At 63.7% G+C, this 16,043-nt stretch carries 18 protein-coding genes; 15 read left to right on the top strand and 3 right to left on the bottom strand.

Annotation, left to right across the window (positions count from 1 at the left end; translation table 11 throughout):
- Positions 1 to 56 precede the first annotated feature (56 nt).
- The gene (locus ACNFHO_RS25310) at positions 57 to 512 is read right to left on the bottom strand and encodes a MaoC family dehydratase (RefSeq protein WP_054892800.1); all 456 of its coding nucleotides are present in this window, start codon (positions 510 to 512) and stop codon (positions 57 to 59) included.
- A 148-nt stretch (positions 513 to 660) separates the two neighbouring features.
- On the opposite strand from ACNFHO_RS25310, the gene ACNFHO_RS25315 reads away from it, so the two are divergent.
- Genes ACNFHO_RS25315 through ACNFHO_RS25325 form a run of 3 tightly spaced genes read left to right on the top strand, consistent with a single transcriptional unit; the run spans position 661 to position 2,336 of the window.
- On the top strand, positions 661 to 1,023 hold the full coding sequence (locus tag ACNFHO_RS25315; RefSeq protein ID WP_054892801.1) for a CidA/LrgA family protein: 363 nt from the start codon (positions 661 to 663) through the stop codon (positions 1,021 to 1,023).
- On the top strand, positions 1,020 to 1,736 hold the full coding sequence (locus ACNFHO_RS25320; RefSeq protein WP_063542592.1) for an LrgB family protein: 717 nt from the start codon (positions 1,020 to 1,022) through the stop codon (positions 1,734 to 1,736). Before ACNFHO_RS25315 ends, ACNFHO_RS25320 begins: the two co-directional genes overlap by 4 nt.
- Before the next feature lie 9 nt (positions 1,737 to 1,745).
- Positions 1,746 to 2,336 (top strand): LON peptidase substrate-binding domain-containing protein, encoded by a 591-nt coding sequence (locus tag ACNFHO_RS25325; RefSeq protein ID WP_416767744.1) that lies wholly within the window; start codon positions 1,746 to 1,748, stop codon positions 2,334 to 2,336.
- 29 nt (positions 2,337 to 2,365) lie between these two features.
- Here the strand turns inward: ACNFHO_RS25325 and ACNFHO_RS25330 are convergent, their stop codons facing one another.
- Both ACNFHO_RS25330 and ACNFHO_RS25335 read right to left on the bottom strand, forming a co-directional pair.
- The gene (locus tag ACNFHO_RS25330) at positions 2,366 to 3,682 is read right to left on the bottom strand and encodes a bifunctional DedA family/phosphatase PAP2 family protein (protein WP_416767745.1); all 1,317 of its coding nucleotides are present in this window, start codon (positions 3,680 to 3,682) and stop codon (positions 2,366 to 2,368) included.
- Between the two features lie 4 nt (positions 3,683 to 3,686).
- Entirely contained in the window at positions 3,687 to 4,373 is a 687-nt protein-coding gene (locus tag ACNFHO_RS25335) for a DNA-3-methyladenine glycosylase (RefSeq protein WP_054892805.1), read from the bottom strand.
- A 308-nt stretch (positions 4,374 to 4,681) separates the two neighbouring features.
- Between ACNFHO_RS25335 and ACNFHO_RS25340 the strand changes: the two genes are divergently transcribed.
- The 12 genes from ACNFHO_RS25340 to lipA all read left to right on the top strand — a co-directional run bounded on the left by ACNFHO_RS25340 (position 4,682) and on the right by lipA (position 16,022).
- On the top strand, positions 4,682 to 5,947 hold the full coding sequence (locus ACNFHO_RS25340; RefSeq protein WP_054892806.1) for a glutamate-5-semialdehyde dehydrogenase: 1,266 nt from the start codon (positions 4,682 to 4,684) through the stop codon (positions 5,945 to 5,947).
- Position 5,948: 1 nt separating this feature from the next.
- Positions 5,949 to 6,608 carry a nicotinate-nucleotide adenylyltransferase gene (gene nadD / locus ACNFHO_RS25345; RefSeq protein WP_063542595.1) on the top strand — a complete coding sequence of 220 codons (660 nt, stop codon included), beginning with the start codon at positions 5,949 to 5,951 and terminating at the stop codon, positions 6,606 to 6,608.
- Positions 6,609 to 6,653: 45 nt separating this feature from the next.
- Complete coding sequence (rsfS, locus tag ACNFHO_RS25350; protein WP_054892808.1) at positions 6,654 to 7,076, top strand: ribosome silencing factor; 423 nt, start codon at positions 6,654 to 6,656, stop codon at positions 7,074 to 7,076.
- Between the two features lie 9 nt (positions 7,077 to 7,085).
- The gene (rlmH, locus tag ACNFHO_RS25355) at positions 7,086 to 7,553 is read left to right on the top strand and encodes a 23S rRNA (pseudouridine(1915)-N(3))-methyltransferase RlmH (RefSeq protein WP_054892809.1); all 468 of its coding nucleotides are present in this window, start codon (positions 7,086 to 7,088) and stop codon (positions 7,551 to 7,553) included.
- 17 nt (positions 7,554 to 7,570) lie between these two features.
- Positions 7,571 to 9,472, top strand: coding sequence for a penicillin-binding protein 2 (gene mrdA / locus ACNFHO_RS25360; protein WP_416767746.1), 1,902 nt, complete (start codon positions 7,571 to 7,573; stop codon positions 9,470 to 9,472).
- A 38-nt stretch (positions 9,473 to 9,510) separates the two neighbouring features.
- A complete protein-coding gene (gene rodA / locus ACNFHO_RS25365; protein WP_054892858.1) occupies positions 9,511 to 10,614 on the top strand; it encodes a rod shape-determining protein RodA in 1,104 nt (367 codons plus the stop codon).
- A gap of 17 nt (positions 10,615 to 10,631) precedes the next feature.
- The gene (gene mltB, locus ACNFHO_RS25370) at positions 10,632 to 11,642 is read left to right on the top strand and encodes a lytic murein transglycosylase B (protein ID WP_416767748.1); all 1,011 of its coding nucleotides are present in this window, start codon (positions 10,632 to 10,634) and stop codon (positions 11,640 to 11,642) included.
- Positions 11,642 to 12,643 (top strand): septal ring lytic transglycosylase RlpA family protein, encoded by a 1,002-nt coding sequence (locus tag ACNFHO_RS25375; protein WP_065861514.1) that lies wholly within the window; start codon positions 11,642 to 11,644, stop codon positions 12,641 to 12,643. The genes mltB and ACNFHO_RS25375 overlap by 1 nt, the downstream gene beginning before the upstream one ends.
- A gap of 201 nt (positions 12,644 to 12,844) precedes the next feature.
- Entirely contained in the window at positions 12,845 to 14,005 is a 1,161-nt protein-coding gene (locus ACNFHO_RS25380) for a D-alanyl-D-alanine carboxypeptidase family protein (protein WP_054892812.1), read from the top strand.
- A gap of 75 nt (positions 14,006 to 14,080) precedes the next feature.
- Positions 14,081 to 14,356: a DUF493 domain-containing protein gene (locus ACNFHO_RS25385; protein ID WP_054892813.1), complete on the top strand. Its 276-nt coding sequence runs from the start codon at positions 14,081 to 14,083 to the stop codon at positions 14,354 to 14,356.
- Positions 14,356 to 15,003: a lipoyl(octanoyl) transferase LipB gene (gene lipB, locus ACNFHO_RS25390; RefSeq protein ID WP_054892814.1), complete on the top strand. Its 648-nt coding sequence runs from the start codon at positions 14,356 to 14,358 to the stop codon at positions 15,001 to 15,003. Before ACNFHO_RS25385 ends, lipB begins: the two co-directional genes overlap by 1 nt.
- Positions 15,004 to 15,005: 2 nt before the next feature.
- Positions 15,006 to 16,022: a lipoyl synthase gene (gene lipA / locus ACNFHO_RS25395; protein WP_054892815.1), complete on the top strand. Its 1,017-nt coding sequence runs from the start codon at positions 15,006 to 15,008 to the stop codon at positions 16,020 to 16,022.
- Positions 16,023 to 16,043: the final 21 nt, after the last annotated feature.

A 16,043-nucleotide genomic window follows, 5' to 3' on the forward strand; every position in this document is an offset into this window, starting at 1 on the left:
AGAATCGGGGCGTGAGACAGCCGTGGCCGGGGCCGGTGAACGGCCCCGGTGCTGCCTCAGACGAAGCAGAGCGACAGTGGCTCGGCGATGTAGGCCGGTTTTTCCTGGCCTTCGATCTCGAGGGTGACGGTGGCCTTGAGCAGCCATTGGCCGGGCTTCTTCTCGGTCGCGTCGGTGAGGTCCACCTTCAGGCGCACGCGGCTGTCGACTTTCACCGGCTGGATGAAGCGCACGCTGTCCAGCCCGTAGTTGACCACCATCTTCAAGCCCTCGGGCAGCACGAGGATGTCTTCCATCAGCTTGGGAATCAGCGACAGGCTGAGGAAGCCGTGGGCGATGGTGGAGCCGAAGGGGGTCTTGGCGGCTTTCTCCGGATCGACATGAATGAACTGGAAATCGCCGGTGGCCTCGGCGAACAGGTTGATGCGCTGCTGATCGATCTTCAGCCATTCGGAACGTCCCAGTTCCTTTCCAACGTACTGCGAAAGCTCTGCAACAGGTACATAGGGCATCGCGACTCTCCGGGTTGTCTTTTGGTACGAAGGTGCAAGATCACCACGGCGCACCGTTGCGGTCAAGTTCTTCCCTTTTCGGCGAATATCGCCTTATACAGGCAGGACGCGTGCTTATAATGGCGCCCGAGGCCCCAAGGAGATGCTTATGCTGTTGCGTGGATTGACCTGGCTGGTGGTGTTCCAGTTGCTGGGCACGGCGATCAATCACCTGGTACTGCCCATGTTGCCGGGCCCGATCATCGGCCTGCTGTTGCTGCTGGCCTGCCTGATGATCCGCGGCGAAGTTGGCAAACCGCTCAACGAGGCCGCCAGCAGCCTGCTGCGTTACCTGCCGTTGCTGCTGGTGCCGCCAGCCGTCGGCGTGATGGTCTATGCCCGCGACATCGCCGCCGACTTCTGGGCCATTGCCGGTGCGCTGGTGATCTCCTGCCTGGTCACCCTGGTGTTCGTCGGCGTACTGATGCAGAAGCTGATCCATCGCCACGGCAAGCACGAGGAACAGCCATGAGCCTCGACTGGCAGGGTGCACTGCAAGCCGTCATTCACCACCCCTTGTTCGGGATTGGTATCACGCTTGGGGTTTACCAACTGGTGCTCGCCGGCTACGAGCGCACCCGTTGGATCTTCCTGCAACCGGTATTGGTGTCGATGCTGGTCCTGATCGGTGTGCTGCTGGCGTGTGGCATCGACTACAGCGAGTACAAGCGCAGCACCGAAATCCTCAATATTCTCCTCGGACCGGCCACCGTGGCCCTGGCGGTCCCGCTCTATCTCAACCTGCGACGTATCCGCCAACTGTTCTGGCCGATCTTTACTACGCTGGTAATCGGGGGAGTGTTCGCCACCTTGGCCTGCGTGACGCTAGGCTGGTGGTTCGGCGCCGAACACATGATCCTGATGACCATGGCGCCCAAGTCGGTGACCTCGCCCATCGCCATGCTGGTGGCCGAGCAGATCGGTGGCGTAGCGGCACTGGCGGCGGTATTCGTGCTGATCACCGGGGTGATCGGCGCCATCTTCGGCCCGGCCCTGCTGACGCGCTGTGGTGTGCTCAGCCCCGAGGCGCGGGGTATGGCCCTGGGCGTCACCGCACACGCGGTGGGCACCTCGGCGGCCTTGCAGGAAAGTGATGAATGCGGCGCTTTCGCCGCGCTGGCGATGAGCCTGATGGGCGTGGCCACGGCGGTGTTCCTGCCGCTGGCAGTCAGTCTGGTGGCTTGAGGAGTCGAGATGACGTTACCGCTGTTCCCCCTCAATACCGTGCTGTTTCCCGGCTGCTTGCTCGACTTGCAGATCTTCGAGGCGCGCTACCTGGACATGATCGGCCGCTGCATGAAGCAGGGCGAAGGTTTCGGGGTGGTGTGCATTCTTGAGGGCGATCAAGTGGGGAAGGCTCCGGCAGGCATCGCTGAGTTCGGCTGCGAGGCGCTGATACGCGACTTCGTGCAGCAGGACAACGGCCTGCTGGGCATCCGTGTCGAAGGTGTGCGGCGCTTCAGGGTGGAGCAGACCGACGTGCTCAGGGACCAGTTGATGGTCGGTGAGGTGCAGTGGCTGGTCGATCAGGCGGACAGCCCGCTGGACGAGCAGGACGATGACCTGCTGGCGCTGCTGGTGGCCCTGGGCGAGCACCCGATGGTCGAGGCGCTGGACATGCCGCGCGAGGTGGACGGGCGCCAGTCGCTGGCCAACCAGCTGGCGTACCTGCTGCCGTTCATGGAAGAGGACAAGATCGACCTGCTGGCGATCGACTCGCCAGTGCAGCGGCTGGAGGCGATCCAGACGCTGCTGGAGCGTATCCAGGGCGAGTTGTTTGCCTGAGGTCGCGGGCGTAACTCCCGCGCATCGCTTCAATACTGATAACGCAGCAACGCCTTGGGCAGCGAATGCATGGCGAAGAACGCCAGCAGCGCGATACACGCCGGCAAGATCAGCCACCACACCTTTTGCGGCAGTGCTCTCAATGGCTCGCGATACTGCACCAGCGTCAGGCTGGCCGCACACACGCAGCATGCCAGCAGGGCGCCGGCCAGGATGTCGGTCGGCCAGTGTGCGCCCAGGTACACCCGTGACAGGGCGATCGACAGCGCTGGCAGCACTGCCAATAGCACCCAGGTCAGGCGCATGCGCGGCGGCTGGCCGCGACCGGCCAACACCGCCAGCACCAGGAAGAACGCAAAGGATGCCGAGCTGTGTCCGCTGGGCATGCTGTAGCTGGTCAGCGGATCGACCAGCACTTCGGGGCGTGCCCGGGCGAACAGCCATTTCAGCGAGCCGTTGCACAGCGCGGTACCGATCAGTGCGCCGCCGGCGAACAGCGCATGGCGCCATTGCCGTGCCAGTAGCAGGAGGCCGGTCAGCAGGCCACCGAGGAAGAACTGGGTCTTGAAGTCGCCCAGGCGGGTGACGATGACCACGGCACCGTCGATGGCCTTGCTGCGATGTTCCTGCACCAGGGTCATCACGCCCTGGTCGAATTCGTGCAGGTAGGGCCAGCCGAGGAATACCCCCGCCAAGGCCACCAGGCTCAAGCCTGCGATCAGGCGGGTGCCGTGGCGCTGGTCGCGAATGCTGGCGTTGAAACTCAGGCCCACCAGCACGGCCAGACCACCGGCGATGATCCCCGCGTCCAGCCAGAACCCTTCAGGCAGGGGCAGACGCATCGCTGCGCCCGTGGCCCAGCCGGGCAGCAGGTAGGCCACCGACCAGCCGGCACCGGCCACCAGGCTCACGGCGATGAAGCGCGGCAATGGCATGTCGAACATGCCGGCGACCATCGGCAGCATCGGCCGCAGCGGGCCGATGAAGCGGCCCACCAGCAGGCTGGCGATACCGTAGCGCTGGAAGTAGGTTTCGGCGCTGCCGATCCATTCGGGGTGGTGGCGCAGCAGCGGCAGGCGTCGGATGTTCTGATGGAAATACTTGCCGATGGCGTACGACATGGCGTCACCGAGCATGCCGCCGAGAAAACCCAGCAGCAGCGTCTCGCCCAGGCTGAAGGTGCCGCTGCCGGCCAGCACCGCCACAGCGAACAGCAGCACCGTACCGGGTACGATGATGCCGGCGATGGCCAGGCACTCGATGCAGGCGATCAGGAAAATGGCCAGGCCAAGCCACTGCGGGTTGGCGCTGAGCCAGCTGGTCAGGCTGTCGAGCCATTGGCTCATGGTGTCAGTTTCCTTGTTCCAGAATGAAGAAATCCCGTCCTTCGACCTGGCCCCGACGCAGCGGGTTCCGGGTGCAGAAACGGGCGAATTCGGCGTCCACGAAGCGGTACGGCAGGTGTTCGTCGCGGCCGTGGGGGATGCCCAGGCGGGTGGTCTGGATCACACGCGGCACGCTGACGGCGCAATCTTCGACGTAGAGCCGCTGCGGGTCGAAACGGCGGGCGTCCCAGTCCGGCACCTTCAGGCCCAGAGCGCGGCACAGCAGGGTCTGACCGGCGCACAGGCGCTCTGCCGGGCGCAGGTTGCCGCTGGCATCCGGGTTGTTCAACTGCATCTGCGCCAGGCTGTTGTCATCGGAGAGTGCGTCGACCCAGGGATAGGCCGACTTGATCAGCACGGCGTTGCCCGGCCCGTGGGCGCTGAAGTTCAACGAGTCGCCGCCGCGGGCGTAATACATGTAGATGTGTCCGCCGTCGAGGAACAGCGCCTTGCGCTTATCCGTATAGCCGAGCGAGGCGTGGCTGCCTTTGTCGGTAAGGTAGTAGGCCTCGGTCTCGATGATGCGGGCGGCCAGCCACAGGTCGCCGTGGCGGTGGCGGATGACCTTGCCCAGCAGCGCGCGGGCGAGGGTCTGGGCGTCGCGGTCGAAGAAGCTGTCGGGCAGGGCAAGGGCCGGGCAGGGGACGGGCATATTGGCGGTTCGTGGTGGTGAGGGCAGGGATGATAGCAATGAACGGCTTAATCGAGGCTGAACCATGTTGTAACCGGGTGGATCTTCCCGGGGTGTCGCCCGCTTCTGTCCAGGCCACGCCACTCCTGGTAGAAGCGGGCTTGCCCGCGAAAGAGTCGACGCCATAAACGGTCAGTTCCGATACTGGTAGTTACATCTTTCCTACATATTTCCGCTGCCATCTTCTACCATCCGCCACCCGCCGCTGGGCGTACCCGAGCGCGGCAGTTATAATCAGCCGATTTCCCCTTCGCCAAGACACCGAACCCATGACCGAGTCCGTTCTTGACTACATGACCCGCCTGGGTCGCGCCGCCCGTGAGGCCTCGCGGGTGATCGGCCGCGCCAGCACTGCGCAGAAGAATCGCGCCCTGCAGGCCGCCGCCGACGCGCTCGACGCAGGCCGCGCCGAGCTGACCGCAGCCAACGAACAGGACCTCGCCGCAGGCCGTGCCAATGGCCTTGAGCCAGCACTGCTGGACCGTCTGGCGCTCACCCCGGCGCGTATCGACGGCATGATCACCGGCCTGCGCCAAGTCGCTGCGCTGCCGGATCCGGTCGGTGCGATCCGCGACATGAGCTACCGTCCGTCGGGCATCCAGGTTGGCAAGATGCGCGTCCCGCTCGGTGTGATCGGCATCATCTACGAGTCGCGTCCGAACGTGACCATCGACGCCGCCAGCCTGTGCCTGAAGTCTGGCAACGCCACCATCCTGCGTGGCGGCTCGGAGGCCATCCACTCCAATCGCGCCATCGCTGCCTGCATCCAGCGCGGCCTGGCCGAGGCCGACCTGCCGCCAGCCGTGGTGCAGGTGGTCGAAACCACCGACCGCGAAGCCGTCGGTGCGCTGATCAGCATGCCCGAGTTCGTCGATGTCATCGTTCCGCGTGGTGGCCGTGGCCTGATCGAACGCATCAGCCGCGATGCTCGCGTGCCGGTGATCAAGCACCTGGACGGCATCTGTCACATTTATGTCGATGCGCACGCCGACCTGGAGAAGGCCGCGCGCATTGCCTTCAACGCCAAGACCTACCGCTACGGCATCTGTGGCGCCATGGAGACGCTGCTGGTCGATGCCAGCGTGGCCCAGGCGTTCTTGCCAGACATGGCCCGCCGCTTCGAAGAGAAGGGCGTCGAGCTGCGTGGCTGCGAGCGCACCCAGGCGATCATCGCCGCCAAGCCGGCCACCGAGGACGACTGGCACACCGAGTACCTGGATGCGATCCTGTCGATCCGCATCGTCGATGGCCTGGATCCGGCCATCGAGCACATCAATCACTATGGCTCGCACCACACCGACTCGATCGCCACCGAGCACCAGGGTAATGCCCGGCGCTTCATGGCCGAGGTCGATTCGGCGTCGGTCATGCTCAACACCCCGACCTGCTTTGCCGATGGCTTCGAGTATGGCCTGGGCGCGGAGATCGGCATTTCCACCGACAAGCTGCACGCCCGCGGTCCGGTCGGCCTGGAAGGGCTGACCTGCGAAAAATACGTGGTGATCGGCGACGGTCAGTTGCGCGGGTCCTGCTGAGTTGAGCAAGCCCCCGGCAGTCCGGCGTATCGGCATTCTCGGCGGCACCTTCGACCCGGTGCACATCGGCCACCTGCGCAGCGCGCTGGAAGTGGCCGAGTTCATGGGGCTGGACGAGTTGCGCCTGCTGCCCAACGCCCGGCCGCCGCACCGCGACACACCGCAGGTGGCCGCCACCGACCGGCTGGCCATGGTGCGCAGTGCGGTACAAGGGGTCGAGGGCTTGAGCGTGGATGCCCGTGAGCTGGCGCGCGACAAACCGTCGTACACCATCGACACCCTGGAGTCGATCCGCAGCGAACTGAACGCGCACGACCAGCTCTACCTGGTGCTGGGCTGGGATGCCTTCTGTGGTCTCCCGGGCTGGCACCGCTGGGAAGAGCTGCTGCAACACTGTCACATCCTGGTGCTGCAACGCCCGGATGCCGATGTCGAACCCCCCGATGAGCTGCGCAACCTTCTGGCTGCGCGCTCGCAGAGCGATCCCACCGCCATGTCCGGCCCGGCGGGGAACATTTCGTTCGTCTGGCAGACGCCGCTTGCGGTGTCCGCCACACAGATCCGGCAGCTGCTGGCCAGCGGCAAGTCGGTTCGGTTCCTGGTGCCGGACGCAGTACTGGCCTACATCGAGGCGCACGGTCTGTACCGTGTGTCCAACTGAGGGCGCTGCAGGGCGCCTCATTACAACGAGTTGAACGAGTTTTATATGACCAAGCAGAAAATCAATGGCGAAGAACTGGTCGAACTGACCAAGGCCGCGCTGGAAGACGTCAAGGCCCAGGATATCCAGGTCATCGACGTGCGCGACAAGCACAGCCTCACCGACTACATGATCATTGCCACCGGTACCTCCAACCGCCAGATCAACGCGATGCTGGAAAAGGTCCGTGAGGCCGTCAAGGCCAAGGGCGCGCAGCCGCTGGGCGAAGAAGGCAAGGGCGACAGCGACTGGGTGCTGCTGGACCTGAACGACGTCATCGTGCACATGATGACCGCCGCTGCCCGTCAGTTCTACGACCTGGAGCGCCTGTGGCTGGGCGCCGAGCAGAGCCGTGCTGCTGATGCCAAGCACCACAGCCCGGAAAACGCCAGCGACTACTTCACCGACAAACTCAAGGATCGGGAATAAGGAAGCGTCGTGCGTCTGCGTCTGATCGCGGTCGGCTCGCGCATGCCGAAGTGGGTCGAGGAAGGCTGGCACGAGTACGCCAAGCGCCTCCCCGCCGAGCTGTCGTTGGAGCTGGTTGAAATTCCGCTGAACACCCGTGGCAAGAACGCCGACGTTGCCCGCCTGATCCGTCAGGAGGGCGAGGCGATGCTGGCCAAGGTCCAGCCCGGTGAACGGATCGTCACGCTCGAAGTCCATGGCAAGCCGTGGAGCACCGAGCAGCTGGCGACCGAGCTGGATCGCTGGCGCCTGGATGCGCGTACGGTCAACCTGATGGTGGGCGGCCCGGAAGGGCTGGCGCCGGAAGTCTGCGCCCGCGCCGAACAGCGCTGGTCGCTGTCGCCGCTGACCCTGCCGCACCCGTTGGTGCGGATACTCATCGGTGAACAGATCTATCGCGCCTGGACCGTGTTGTCCGGGCACCCTTACCACAAATGACTTCGTAAGCCTGTCCGATGCCGCAGCAGATCCGCCTCAAGGACCACGAGAAAGACGCCCGCCTGGTGCGCAACCGCGTCGTGGTCGGCGCGGTGGCGATCATGCTGCTCGTGTCCGTGCTGATCGCGCGCCTGTATTACCTGCAGATCATCCAGTACGACTACCACTCGACGCTGTCGGAGAACAACCGGGTGCATGTGCAGCCGATTCCGCCGACCCGTGGGCTGATCTTCGACCGCAACGGGGTGATCGTTGCCGATAACCGGCCAAGCTTCAGCCTGACCATGACCCGCGAACGGGCAGGCAAGTGGCAGGAGGTGCTGGATACCATCATCGAGGTGCTCGAACTGAGCGAAGATGATCGTGCCCTGTTCGAGCGCCGCATGAAGCAGGGTCGTCGGCCGTTCGAGCCGGTGCCGATCCTGTTCGAACTGAGCGAGGAGCAGATCGCCCGCGTCGCGGTGAACCAGTTCCGTCTCCCCGGCGTTGAGGTGGCGGCGCAACTGGTGCGGCATTACCCACAAGGGGCGCATTTCGCCCATTCGGTGGGCTATGTCGGGCGGATCAACGAGAAGGAGCTCAAGTCCCTCGATCCGGTGAACTACAGCGGCACCCATCATATCGGCAAGACCGGTATCGAGCGCTTCTACGAGGACGACCTGCACGGCCAGGTTGGCTACGAGGAAGTCGAGACCAACGCTCGCGGCCGTGTATTGCGGGTGCTCAAGCGCACCGACCCGATTCCTGGCAAGGATATTGTCCTGAGCCTGGACATCAAGCTGCAGGAGGCCGCCGAAGAGGCGCTGGCCGGGCGCCGTGGTGCGATCGTCGCCCTCGATCCGCGCACCGGCGAGGTCTTGGCGATGGTCAGCCAGCCGAGCTTCGACCCCAACCTGTTCGTCACCGGCATCAGCTTCAAGGCCTATGCCGAGCTGCGCGATTCGATCGACCGCCCGCTATTCAACCGCGTGCTGCGCGGCCTGTACCCGCCGGGCTCGACCATCAAGCCGGCAGTGGCCATCGCCGGCCTGGACAGCGGCGTGGTCAATGCCAGCAGCCGGGTATTCGATCCGGGCTATTACCAACTGCCCAACTATGACCACAAGTACCGCAACTGGAATCGTACCGGCGATGGCTGGGTGGATCTGGATGTGGCGATCATGCGCTCGAACGACACCTACTTCTACGATCTTGCACACAAGATGGGGATTGATCGGTTGTCGGCCTACATGAACAAGTTCGGTATCGGCCAGAAAGTCTCGCTGGACATGTTCGAGGAGTCGCCCGGGTTGATGCCATCACGTGAGTGGAAGCGCGCCACCCGCCGCCAGGCCTGGTTCCCCGGCGAAACGCTGATCCTGGGCATTGGCCAGGGCTACATGCAGGCAACGCCCCTGCAACTGGCCCAGGCCACCGCGCTGATCGCCAACAAGGGCAAGTGGAACCGCCCGCACCTGGCCAAGACCATCGAGGGCAAGCAGCCGGTGGATGAGAATCCGATGGAAGACATCGTGCTGCGCGACAAGAACGACTGGGCCCGGGTCACCCATGGCATGGAGCAGGTGATGCACGGCGCGCGCGGTACAGCGCGCAAGGCCGCGCTCGGGTCGCAATACCGCATCGCCGGCAAGAGCGGTACCGCGCAGGTGGTGGCGATCAAGCAGGGCGAGAAGTACGACCGCAACAAACTCCAGGAGCGTCACCGCGACCACGCGCTGTTCGTCGCCTTCGCACCCGCCGAAGATCCGAAGATCGTGGTCTCGGTAATGGTCGAGAACGGCGAGTCCGGCTCCGGCGTCGCCGCCCCCGTGGTGCGCCAGGTCATGGACGCCTGGTTGCTCGACGAAAACGGCCGGCTCAAGCCCGAATTTGGCCCTGCCACTGCCACTGCCACTGTCGCCCAGGAAACGGCCCCGTGAAGAACAATTTCGATCGCATGCTTTCCAGCGAGGACGTGATGCGCAGGCGCGCCAGCTTCCTGCAGCGCATCCATGTCGACGGTCCACTGCTGCTCATTCTGCTGACGCTCGCCGCCGGCAGCCTGTTCGTCCTCTATTCGGCCAGCGGCAAGAACTGGGACCTGCTGATGAAGCAGGCCAGCTCCTTCGGCATCGGCCTGGTTTCCATGTTCATCATCGCCCAGCTCGAGCCGCGCTTCATGGCGCGCTGGGTGCCGTTGGCCTACGTGGCGGGGGTGCTGTTGCTGGTGGTGGTGGATGTGATGGGCCACAACGCCATGGGCGCCACGCGCTGGATCAACATTCCCGGAGTGATTCGCTTCCAGCCCTCGGAGTTCATGAAGATCATCATGCCGGCGACCATCGCCTGGTACCTGTCCAAGCGCACCCTGCCGCCCCATCTGAAACACGTGGCAATCAGCCTGGTGTTGATCGGTGTGCCGTTCATCCTTATCGTCCGACAACCTGACCTTGGCACGGCTTTGCTGATCCTTGCCTCCGGCGCGTTCGTGCTGTTCATGGGCGGCTTGCGCTGGCGCTGGATCATCAGCGTGGTGACGGCGGCCGTACCGGTGGCTGTGGCGATGTGGTTCTTCGTGATGCATGACTATCAGAAGCAACGGGTCCTGACCTTCCTCGACCCCGAGAGCGATCCGCTGGGCACTGGCTGGAACATCATCCAGTCCAAGGCCGCGATCGGTTCGGGCGGCGTGTTCGGCAAGGGCTGGCTACTGGGCACCCAGTCGCACCTGGACTTTCTGCCCGAAAGCCACACCGACTTCATCATTGCCGTACTGGGTGAGGAATTCGGCCTGGTGGGCATCTGTCTGCTGCTGATCATCTACCTGTTGCTGATCGGTCGCGGCCTGGTCATCACGGCGCAGGCTCAGACCCTGTTCGGCAAGTTGCTGGCCGGCAGCCTGACGATGACCTTCTTTGTTTATGTATTCGTCAACATCGGTATGGTGAGTGGCCTGCTGCCCGTGGTGGGTGTGCCGTTGCCCTTTATCAGCTATGGCGGAACTTCGTTGGTGACGCTGCTGTCAGCGTTTGGCGTTTTGATGTCGATCCACACGCACCGCAAATGGATCGCACAGGTTTGAAAAAGGTGAAGAATTTCATGCAAGCAGTGCGTGGCTGGGCTGCCCGTTGTATGCCGTGGATCGGCGCGATGGGGCTGCTCGGCGCTGTCCAGCAGGCCAATGCCGGCGACTATGACGGCTCGCCCAAGGTGGCCGAATTCGTTGGCGAAATGACCCGCGACTACGGCTTTGCCGGCGAGCAACTGATGGGTGTATTCCGCGAGGTGCAGCGCAAGCAGGCGATCCTCGACGCGATCTCGCGTCCGGCCGAGCGGGTCAAGCCCTGGAAGGAATACCGCCCGATGTTCATCACCGATGCGCGCATCGCCCGCGGTGTCGACTTCTGGCGCCAGCACGAAGCCGTGCTGGCCCGCGCCGAGCAGGAATACGGCGTGCCGGCCCAGTACATCGTCGCGATCATTGGCGTGGAAACCTTCTTTGGCCGCAATACCGGCAACTACCGGGTCATCGATGCCTTGTCGACGCTGGGCTTCGACTACCCGCCGCGCGCCGAATTCTTCCGCAAGGAGCTGCGAGAGTTCCTCCTGCTGGCGCGCGAGGAGCAACTCGACCCACTCACGCTCAAGGGGTCCTATGCTGGCGCCATGGGCCTGCCGCAGTTCATGCCGAGCAGTTTTCGCAATTACGCCGTGGATTTCGACGGCGACGGCCACATCAATATCTGGAACAACCCGGATGATGCCATCGGCAGTGTGGCCAGCTATTTCAAGCGCCACGGCTGGGTCGCCGGGCAGCCCGTGGTCAGCCGGGCCCAGGTCAGCGGTGCGCGTGCCGACGAGGGCCTGACCACCGGCATCGAGCCTGTGAAGACGGTCGGGGAGTTGCGAGCGCTGGGCTGGTCGAGTCATGATGCGCTGCGCGATGATCTGCCGGTCACGGCGTTCCGGCTCGAAGGCGACAACGGCCCCGAATACTGGATGGGCCTGAAGAACTTCTACGCGATCACGCGTTACAACCGCAGCGTGATGTATGCCATGGCGGTGCATCAGCTCTCGCAACAGCTGGTCCAGGCACGGGGCGTCAAGTAATGCGCGAATTGTTCAAAGCCAATACCTTCAAGTTGCTGACTTGCGCCGCCATCGGCGTATTGCTGGTCAGCTGTTCTTCCAGCCGTCCGACCTCGCAGGGGGGCGGCAACACCGTTCGCTCGCAGCCGGGCCTGGACATCAACCGTGCCCACAAGGACGGTGCACCCTGGTGGGACGTGGACGTCAACAAGATTCCCGACGCTACCCCGACCGTGCACACCGGCAACTACAAGGCCAACCCGTACACCGTGCTGGGCAAAACCTATTACCCGATGCAGGACTCGCGCAACTACCGCGCCGAGGGCACGGCGTCGTGGTACGGCACCAAGTTCCACGGGCAGAACACCGCCAACGGTGAGCTTTACGACCTCTACGGCATGAGCGCGGCGCACAAGACCCTGCCGCTGCCGGCCTATGTGCGGGTGACCAACCTGGCCAACGGCCGCAGTGTGATCCTGCGGGTCAACGACCGCGGGCCATTCTATTCGGACCGCATCATCGACTTGTCGTACGCCGCGGCGAAGAAGCTCGGTTACGCCGAAATCGGCACCGCCCATGTGCGCGTCGAAGGCATCGACCCGCAGCAGTGGTGGGCGCAGAAGGGCCAGCAGCCGCCATTGATGCTCAAGGAGCCGCAGGTCGCCCAGGCGCAGCCGATCCCCGCCAGCACCGGGCGTGTCGAACAATGGACCCCGCCGCCGCAGCAGCACGCTGCTCCCGTGGTGCCGGTGCAGGTGGCCGGCAACAACGTACCGGGCAACAGCGGCGGCAGCTTCCTTCAGGTCGGCGCCTTCGCCAACCCGGACGCCGCCGAGCTGTTGCGTTCGAAGTTGAGCACCATGGTCAGTGCGCCGGTGTTCATCAGTTCCATCGTGCGCAACCAGCAAACGCTGCACCGGGTACGTTTGGGGCCGATCAGCAGCCAGGGTGAAATCCAGCAGGCGCAGGACAGCATTCGCCTGGCGAACCTGGGGCAGGCCAAGCTGGTCACAGCAGACTGACGACGCAGTACCTTCCGGCGCGGGTTTGCCCGTGAGCAAGACGATGCCGACCTGTCGGTTTGTTCATGAATTGCCAGGTCCGGCCATGTACAATGGCGGTTTTGCCCCTTGGGGCATGGGCTGTCCGCCAGCCCCGAAGCAGACTGAAACGCCGTGGTATCCCCACGGAACATCAGACCATTAGCGATTTACGAGAGACGGATGAACATCACCAACCTTGCCAAACGACTTTGCCTGCCCGTACTGCTGCTGATCGTGCCCGCTGCCTTTGCAGCCGAGCAGATGATGCCAGCACCTCCGCAGTTGGCAGCCAAGTCCTATGTACTCATGGATGCGTCCAGCGGCAACGTGCTGGTCGAGAACAACGGTGACGAGCGCCTGCCGCCAGCCAGCCTGACCAAGCTGATGACCGCCTACATCGCCACCCTCGACATCCGTCGTGGCCAGATCGGCGAGAACGACCCGGTGACCGTCAGCGAGAACGCCTGGCGTACCGGCGGTTCGCGCATGTTCATCAAGGTCGGCAGCCAGGTGACCGTCAGCGACCTGCTGCACGGCATCATCATCCAGTCGGGCAACGATGCCTCGGTAGCCCTTTCCGAGCACATCGCCGGCAGTGAAGACGCCTTCGCCGACATGATGAACAAGACTGCCGCCGACCTGGGCATGTCCAATTCGCACTTCATGAACCCGACCGGCCTGCCGAACCCCGAGCACTATTCCTCGGCTCACGACATGGCCCTGCTGGCGCGTGCGATCATCAACGAAGATCCGGCGCACTACGCGATCTACTCGCAGAAAGAGTTCTACTGGAACAACATCAAGCAGCCTAACCGCAACCTGCTGCTGTGGCGCGACAAGACCGTCGACGGTCTGAAGACCGGCCATACCGAGGAAGCCGGCTACTGCATGGTGGCCTCGGCCGTTCGCGATGGCCAGCGTCTGATCGCGGTGGTGTTCGGCACCAACAGCGAGCAGGCCCGTGCCGCCGAAACGCAGAAGCTGCTGACCTACGGTTTCCGCTTCTTCGAAACCCAGACCTTCTACCAGAAGGGTACCGAGCTGACTCAGGCGCCGGTCTGGAAGGGCGCCACCGCTCAAGTCAAGGCGGGTCTGGCCAACGACCTGACCATGACCATGCCTAAAGGCCAATTGAAACGCCTCCAGGCTTCGATGACCATGAACCCGCAGCTGACCGCTCCGATCGCCAAAGGTGACGTGATCGGTAAAGTGGAAGTCAAACTGGACGAGAAAGTGGTGCACAGCGCCGACCTGATCGCCCTGGATGGCGTCGAGGAAGGTGGTTTCTTCCGCCGTATGTGGGATAGCATCCGCCTGTTCTTCTACGGTTTGTTCAACTGATACGTGACCGGCCATGCCTCCGCGCAACCGCTCGGGGGCATTGTTGTTGCCACGCCTTACGAGGGCGTACGCGCCATGAGCGAAGCTGACGTCAAGTCGCACAAAATCGAATTCCCCTGCGCCGATTACCCGATCAAGGTCATCGGCGATACCGTTGTCGGCTTCAAGGACATGGTCATCGAGGTCCTGAGCAAGCACGCCAAGGTCGACCTGTCCACCCTGGCCGAGCGCCAGAGCAAGGAAGGCAAATACACTACGGTACAGCTGCACATCGTCGCCGAGAGCGAGAACCAGCTGCACGACATCAACAGTGCCCTGCGTGCCACCGGCATCGTGAAAATGGTACTGTGATGCCCGCGTCCCTCGGTTTTCGCGATCTTGGCCTGCAGCCCTATGAACCGGTGCTGGAAGCCATGCGTCGCTTTACCGAGCAGCGCGGCCCGGACAGCCAGGACGAAGTCTGGCTGGTCGAGCATCCCGCGGTCTTCACCCAGGGCCAGGCCGGTAAGGCCGAGCATCTGCTGATACCGGGCGATATCCCGGTGGTGCAGACCGACCGCGGCGGTCAGGTCACCTACCACGGCCCCGGCCAGTTGGTCGCCTACCTGCTGCTGGACGTGCGTCGCCTGGGTTTTGGCGTGCGCGAGCTGGTCAGCCGCATCGAGAGTACGCTCATCGAACTGCTCGCCAGCTACGGCGTGCAGGCGCTGGCCAAGCCCGACGCCCCTGGCGTCTATGTCGATGGCGCGAAGATCGCGTCACTTGGCCTTCGAATCCGCAACGGCCGTTCGTTCCACGGCCTTGCCCTGAACGTGGACATGGACCTTGCGCCATTCCGCCGAATCAACCCCTGCGGGTATGCGGGGCTGGCCATGACCCAGCTGCGCGACCTGGCAGGCCCGATCGAACTTGACGAGGTCAGGACAAGGCTGCGTGGACAGCTGGTCAGGCACCTCGACTATGCTGAGCAGACGACCCTCACGGGCGGAATCGACTGATTATGACAACTGTGCAAGAAGCCGTGCCGAACCTGATCGCGACGCAAGACGTCACCTCACGCCCTGCCCCCAAGAAAGTGGAAGCCGGGGTCAAGCTGCGTGGCGCCGATAAGGTCGCGCGCATCCCGGTGAAAATCATCCCCACCGACGAACTGCCGAAGAAACCCGACTGGATCCGCGTGCGCATCCCGGTTTCGCCGGAAGTCGACCGCATCAAGCAACTGCTGCGCAAGCACAAGCTGCACAGCGTCTGCGAAGAGGCATCCTGCCCTAACCTGGGCGAGTGCTTCTCCGGTGGTACCGCGACCTTCATGATCATGGGTGATATCTGCACCCGTCGCTGCCCGTTCTGCGACGTTGGCCATGGTCGTCCCAAGCCGCTGGACCTCGATGAGCCGAAGAACCTGGCGGTCGCCATTGCCGATTTGCGCCTGAAGTACGTGGTGATCACCTCGGTAGACCGCGACGACCTGCGTGATGGTGGTGCCCAGCACTTTGCCGATTGCATCCGCGAAATCCGCGCCCTGTCCCCAGGCGTGCAGTTGGAAACCCTGGTACCGGACTACCGCGGGCGTATGGACGTAGCGCTGGAAATCACCGCGCAAACGCCGCCTGATGTGTTCAACCACAACCTCGAGACCGTGCCGCGTCTGTACAAGGCCGCGCGTCCTGGGTCGGACTACGACTGGTCGCTGGACCTGCTGCAGAAGTTCAAACAACTGGTGCCGCACGTCCCCACCAAGTCGGGCCTGATGCTCGGCCTGGGCGAGACCGACGAGGAGGTCATCGAGGTGATGCACCGCATGCGCGAGCATGACATCGACATGCTGACCCTCGGCCAGTACCTGCAGCCGTCGCGCAGCCACTTGCCGGTGCAGCGTTTCGTGCACCCCGACACCTTCGCCTGGTTCGCCGAGGAAGGCTACAAGATGGGCTTCAAGAACGTGGCCTCCGGCCCGCTGGTGCGCTCGTCCTACCACGCCGACCAGCAGGCTCACGAAGCCAAGATCAAGCTCTGATCAGGGCTGAGCTGAACATGC

The sequence above is a fragment of the Pseudomonas sp. NY15374 genome (assembly GCF_048068255.1).
GTDB lineage: Bacteria > Pseudomonadota > Gammaproteobacteria > Pseudomonadales > Pseudomonadaceae > Aquipseudomonas > Aquipseudomonas machongensis.

What these genes read in the sequence shown, in the direction of transcription:
- rsfS (WP_054892808.1), top strand. Translation starts at nt 6,654, where the DNA reads ATGACCAAGCAGAAAATCAATGGCGAAGAACTGGTCGAACTGACCAAG.
- ACNFHO_RS25375 (WP_065861514.1), top strand. Translation starts at nt 11,642, where the DNA reads ATGCGCGAATTGTTCAAAGCCAATACCTTCAAGTTGCTGACTTGCGCC.
- ACNFHO_RS25325 (WP_416767744.1), top strand. Translation starts at nt 1,746, where the DNA reads ATGACGTTACCGCTGTTCCCCCTCAATACCGTGCTGTTTCCCGGCTGC.
- ACNFHO_RS25385 (WP_054892813.1), top strand. Translation starts at nt 14,081, where the DNA reads ATGAGCGAAGCTGACGTCAAGTCGCACAAAATCGAATTCCCCTGCGCC.
- lipB (WP_054892814.1), top strand. Translation starts at nt 14,356, where the DNA reads ATGCCCGCGTCCCTCGGTTTTCGCGATCTTGGCCTGCAGCCCTATGAA.
- mltB (WP_416767748.1), top strand. Translation starts at nt 10,632, where the DNA reads ATGCAAGCAGTGCGTGGCTGGGCTGCCCGTTGTATGCCGTGGATCGGC.
- ACNFHO_RS25330 (WP_416767745.1), bottom strand. Translation starts at nt 3,682, where the DNA reads ATGAGCCAATGGCTCGACAGCCTGACCAGCTGGCTCAGCGCCAACCCG.
- ACNFHO_RS25335 (WP_054892805.1), bottom strand. Translation starts at nt 4,373, where the DNA reads ATGCCCGTCCCCTGCCCGGCCCTTGCCCTGCCCGACAGCTTCTTCGAC.
- ACNFHO_RS25320 (WP_063542592.1), top strand. Translation starts at nt 1,020, where the DNA reads ATGAGCCTCGACTGGCAGGGTGCACTGCAAGCCGTCATTCACCACCCC.
- ACNFHO_RS25315 (WP_054892801.1), top strand. Translation starts at nt 661, where the DNA reads ATGCTGTTGCGTGGATTGACCTGGCTGGTGGTGTTCCAGTTGCTGGGC.
- ACNFHO_RS25380 (WP_054892812.1), top strand. Translation starts at nt 12,845, where the DNA reads ATGAACATCACCAACCTTGCCAAACGACTTTGCCTGCCCGTACTGCTG.
- ACNFHO_RS25310 (WP_054892800.1), bottom strand. Translation starts at nt 512, where the DNA reads ATGCCCTATGTACCTGTTGCAGAGCTTTCGCAGTACGTTGGAAAGGAA.
- rodA (WP_054892858.1), top strand. Translation starts at nt 9,511, where the DNA reads ATGCGCAGGCGCGCCAGCTTCCTGCAGCGCATCCATGTCGACGGTCCA.
- lipA (WP_054892815.1), top strand. Translation starts at nt 15,006, where the DNA reads ATGACAACTGTGCAAGAAGCCGTGCCGAACCTGATCGCGACGCAAGAC.
- mrdA (WP_416767746.1), top strand. Translation starts at nt 7,571, where the DNA reads ATGCCGCAGCAGATCCGCCTCAAGGACCACGAGAAAGACGCCCGCCTG.
- ACNFHO_RS25340 (WP_054892806.1), top strand. Translation starts at nt 4,682, where the DNA reads ATGACCGAGTCCGTTCTTGACTACATGACCCGCCTGGGTCGCGCCGCC.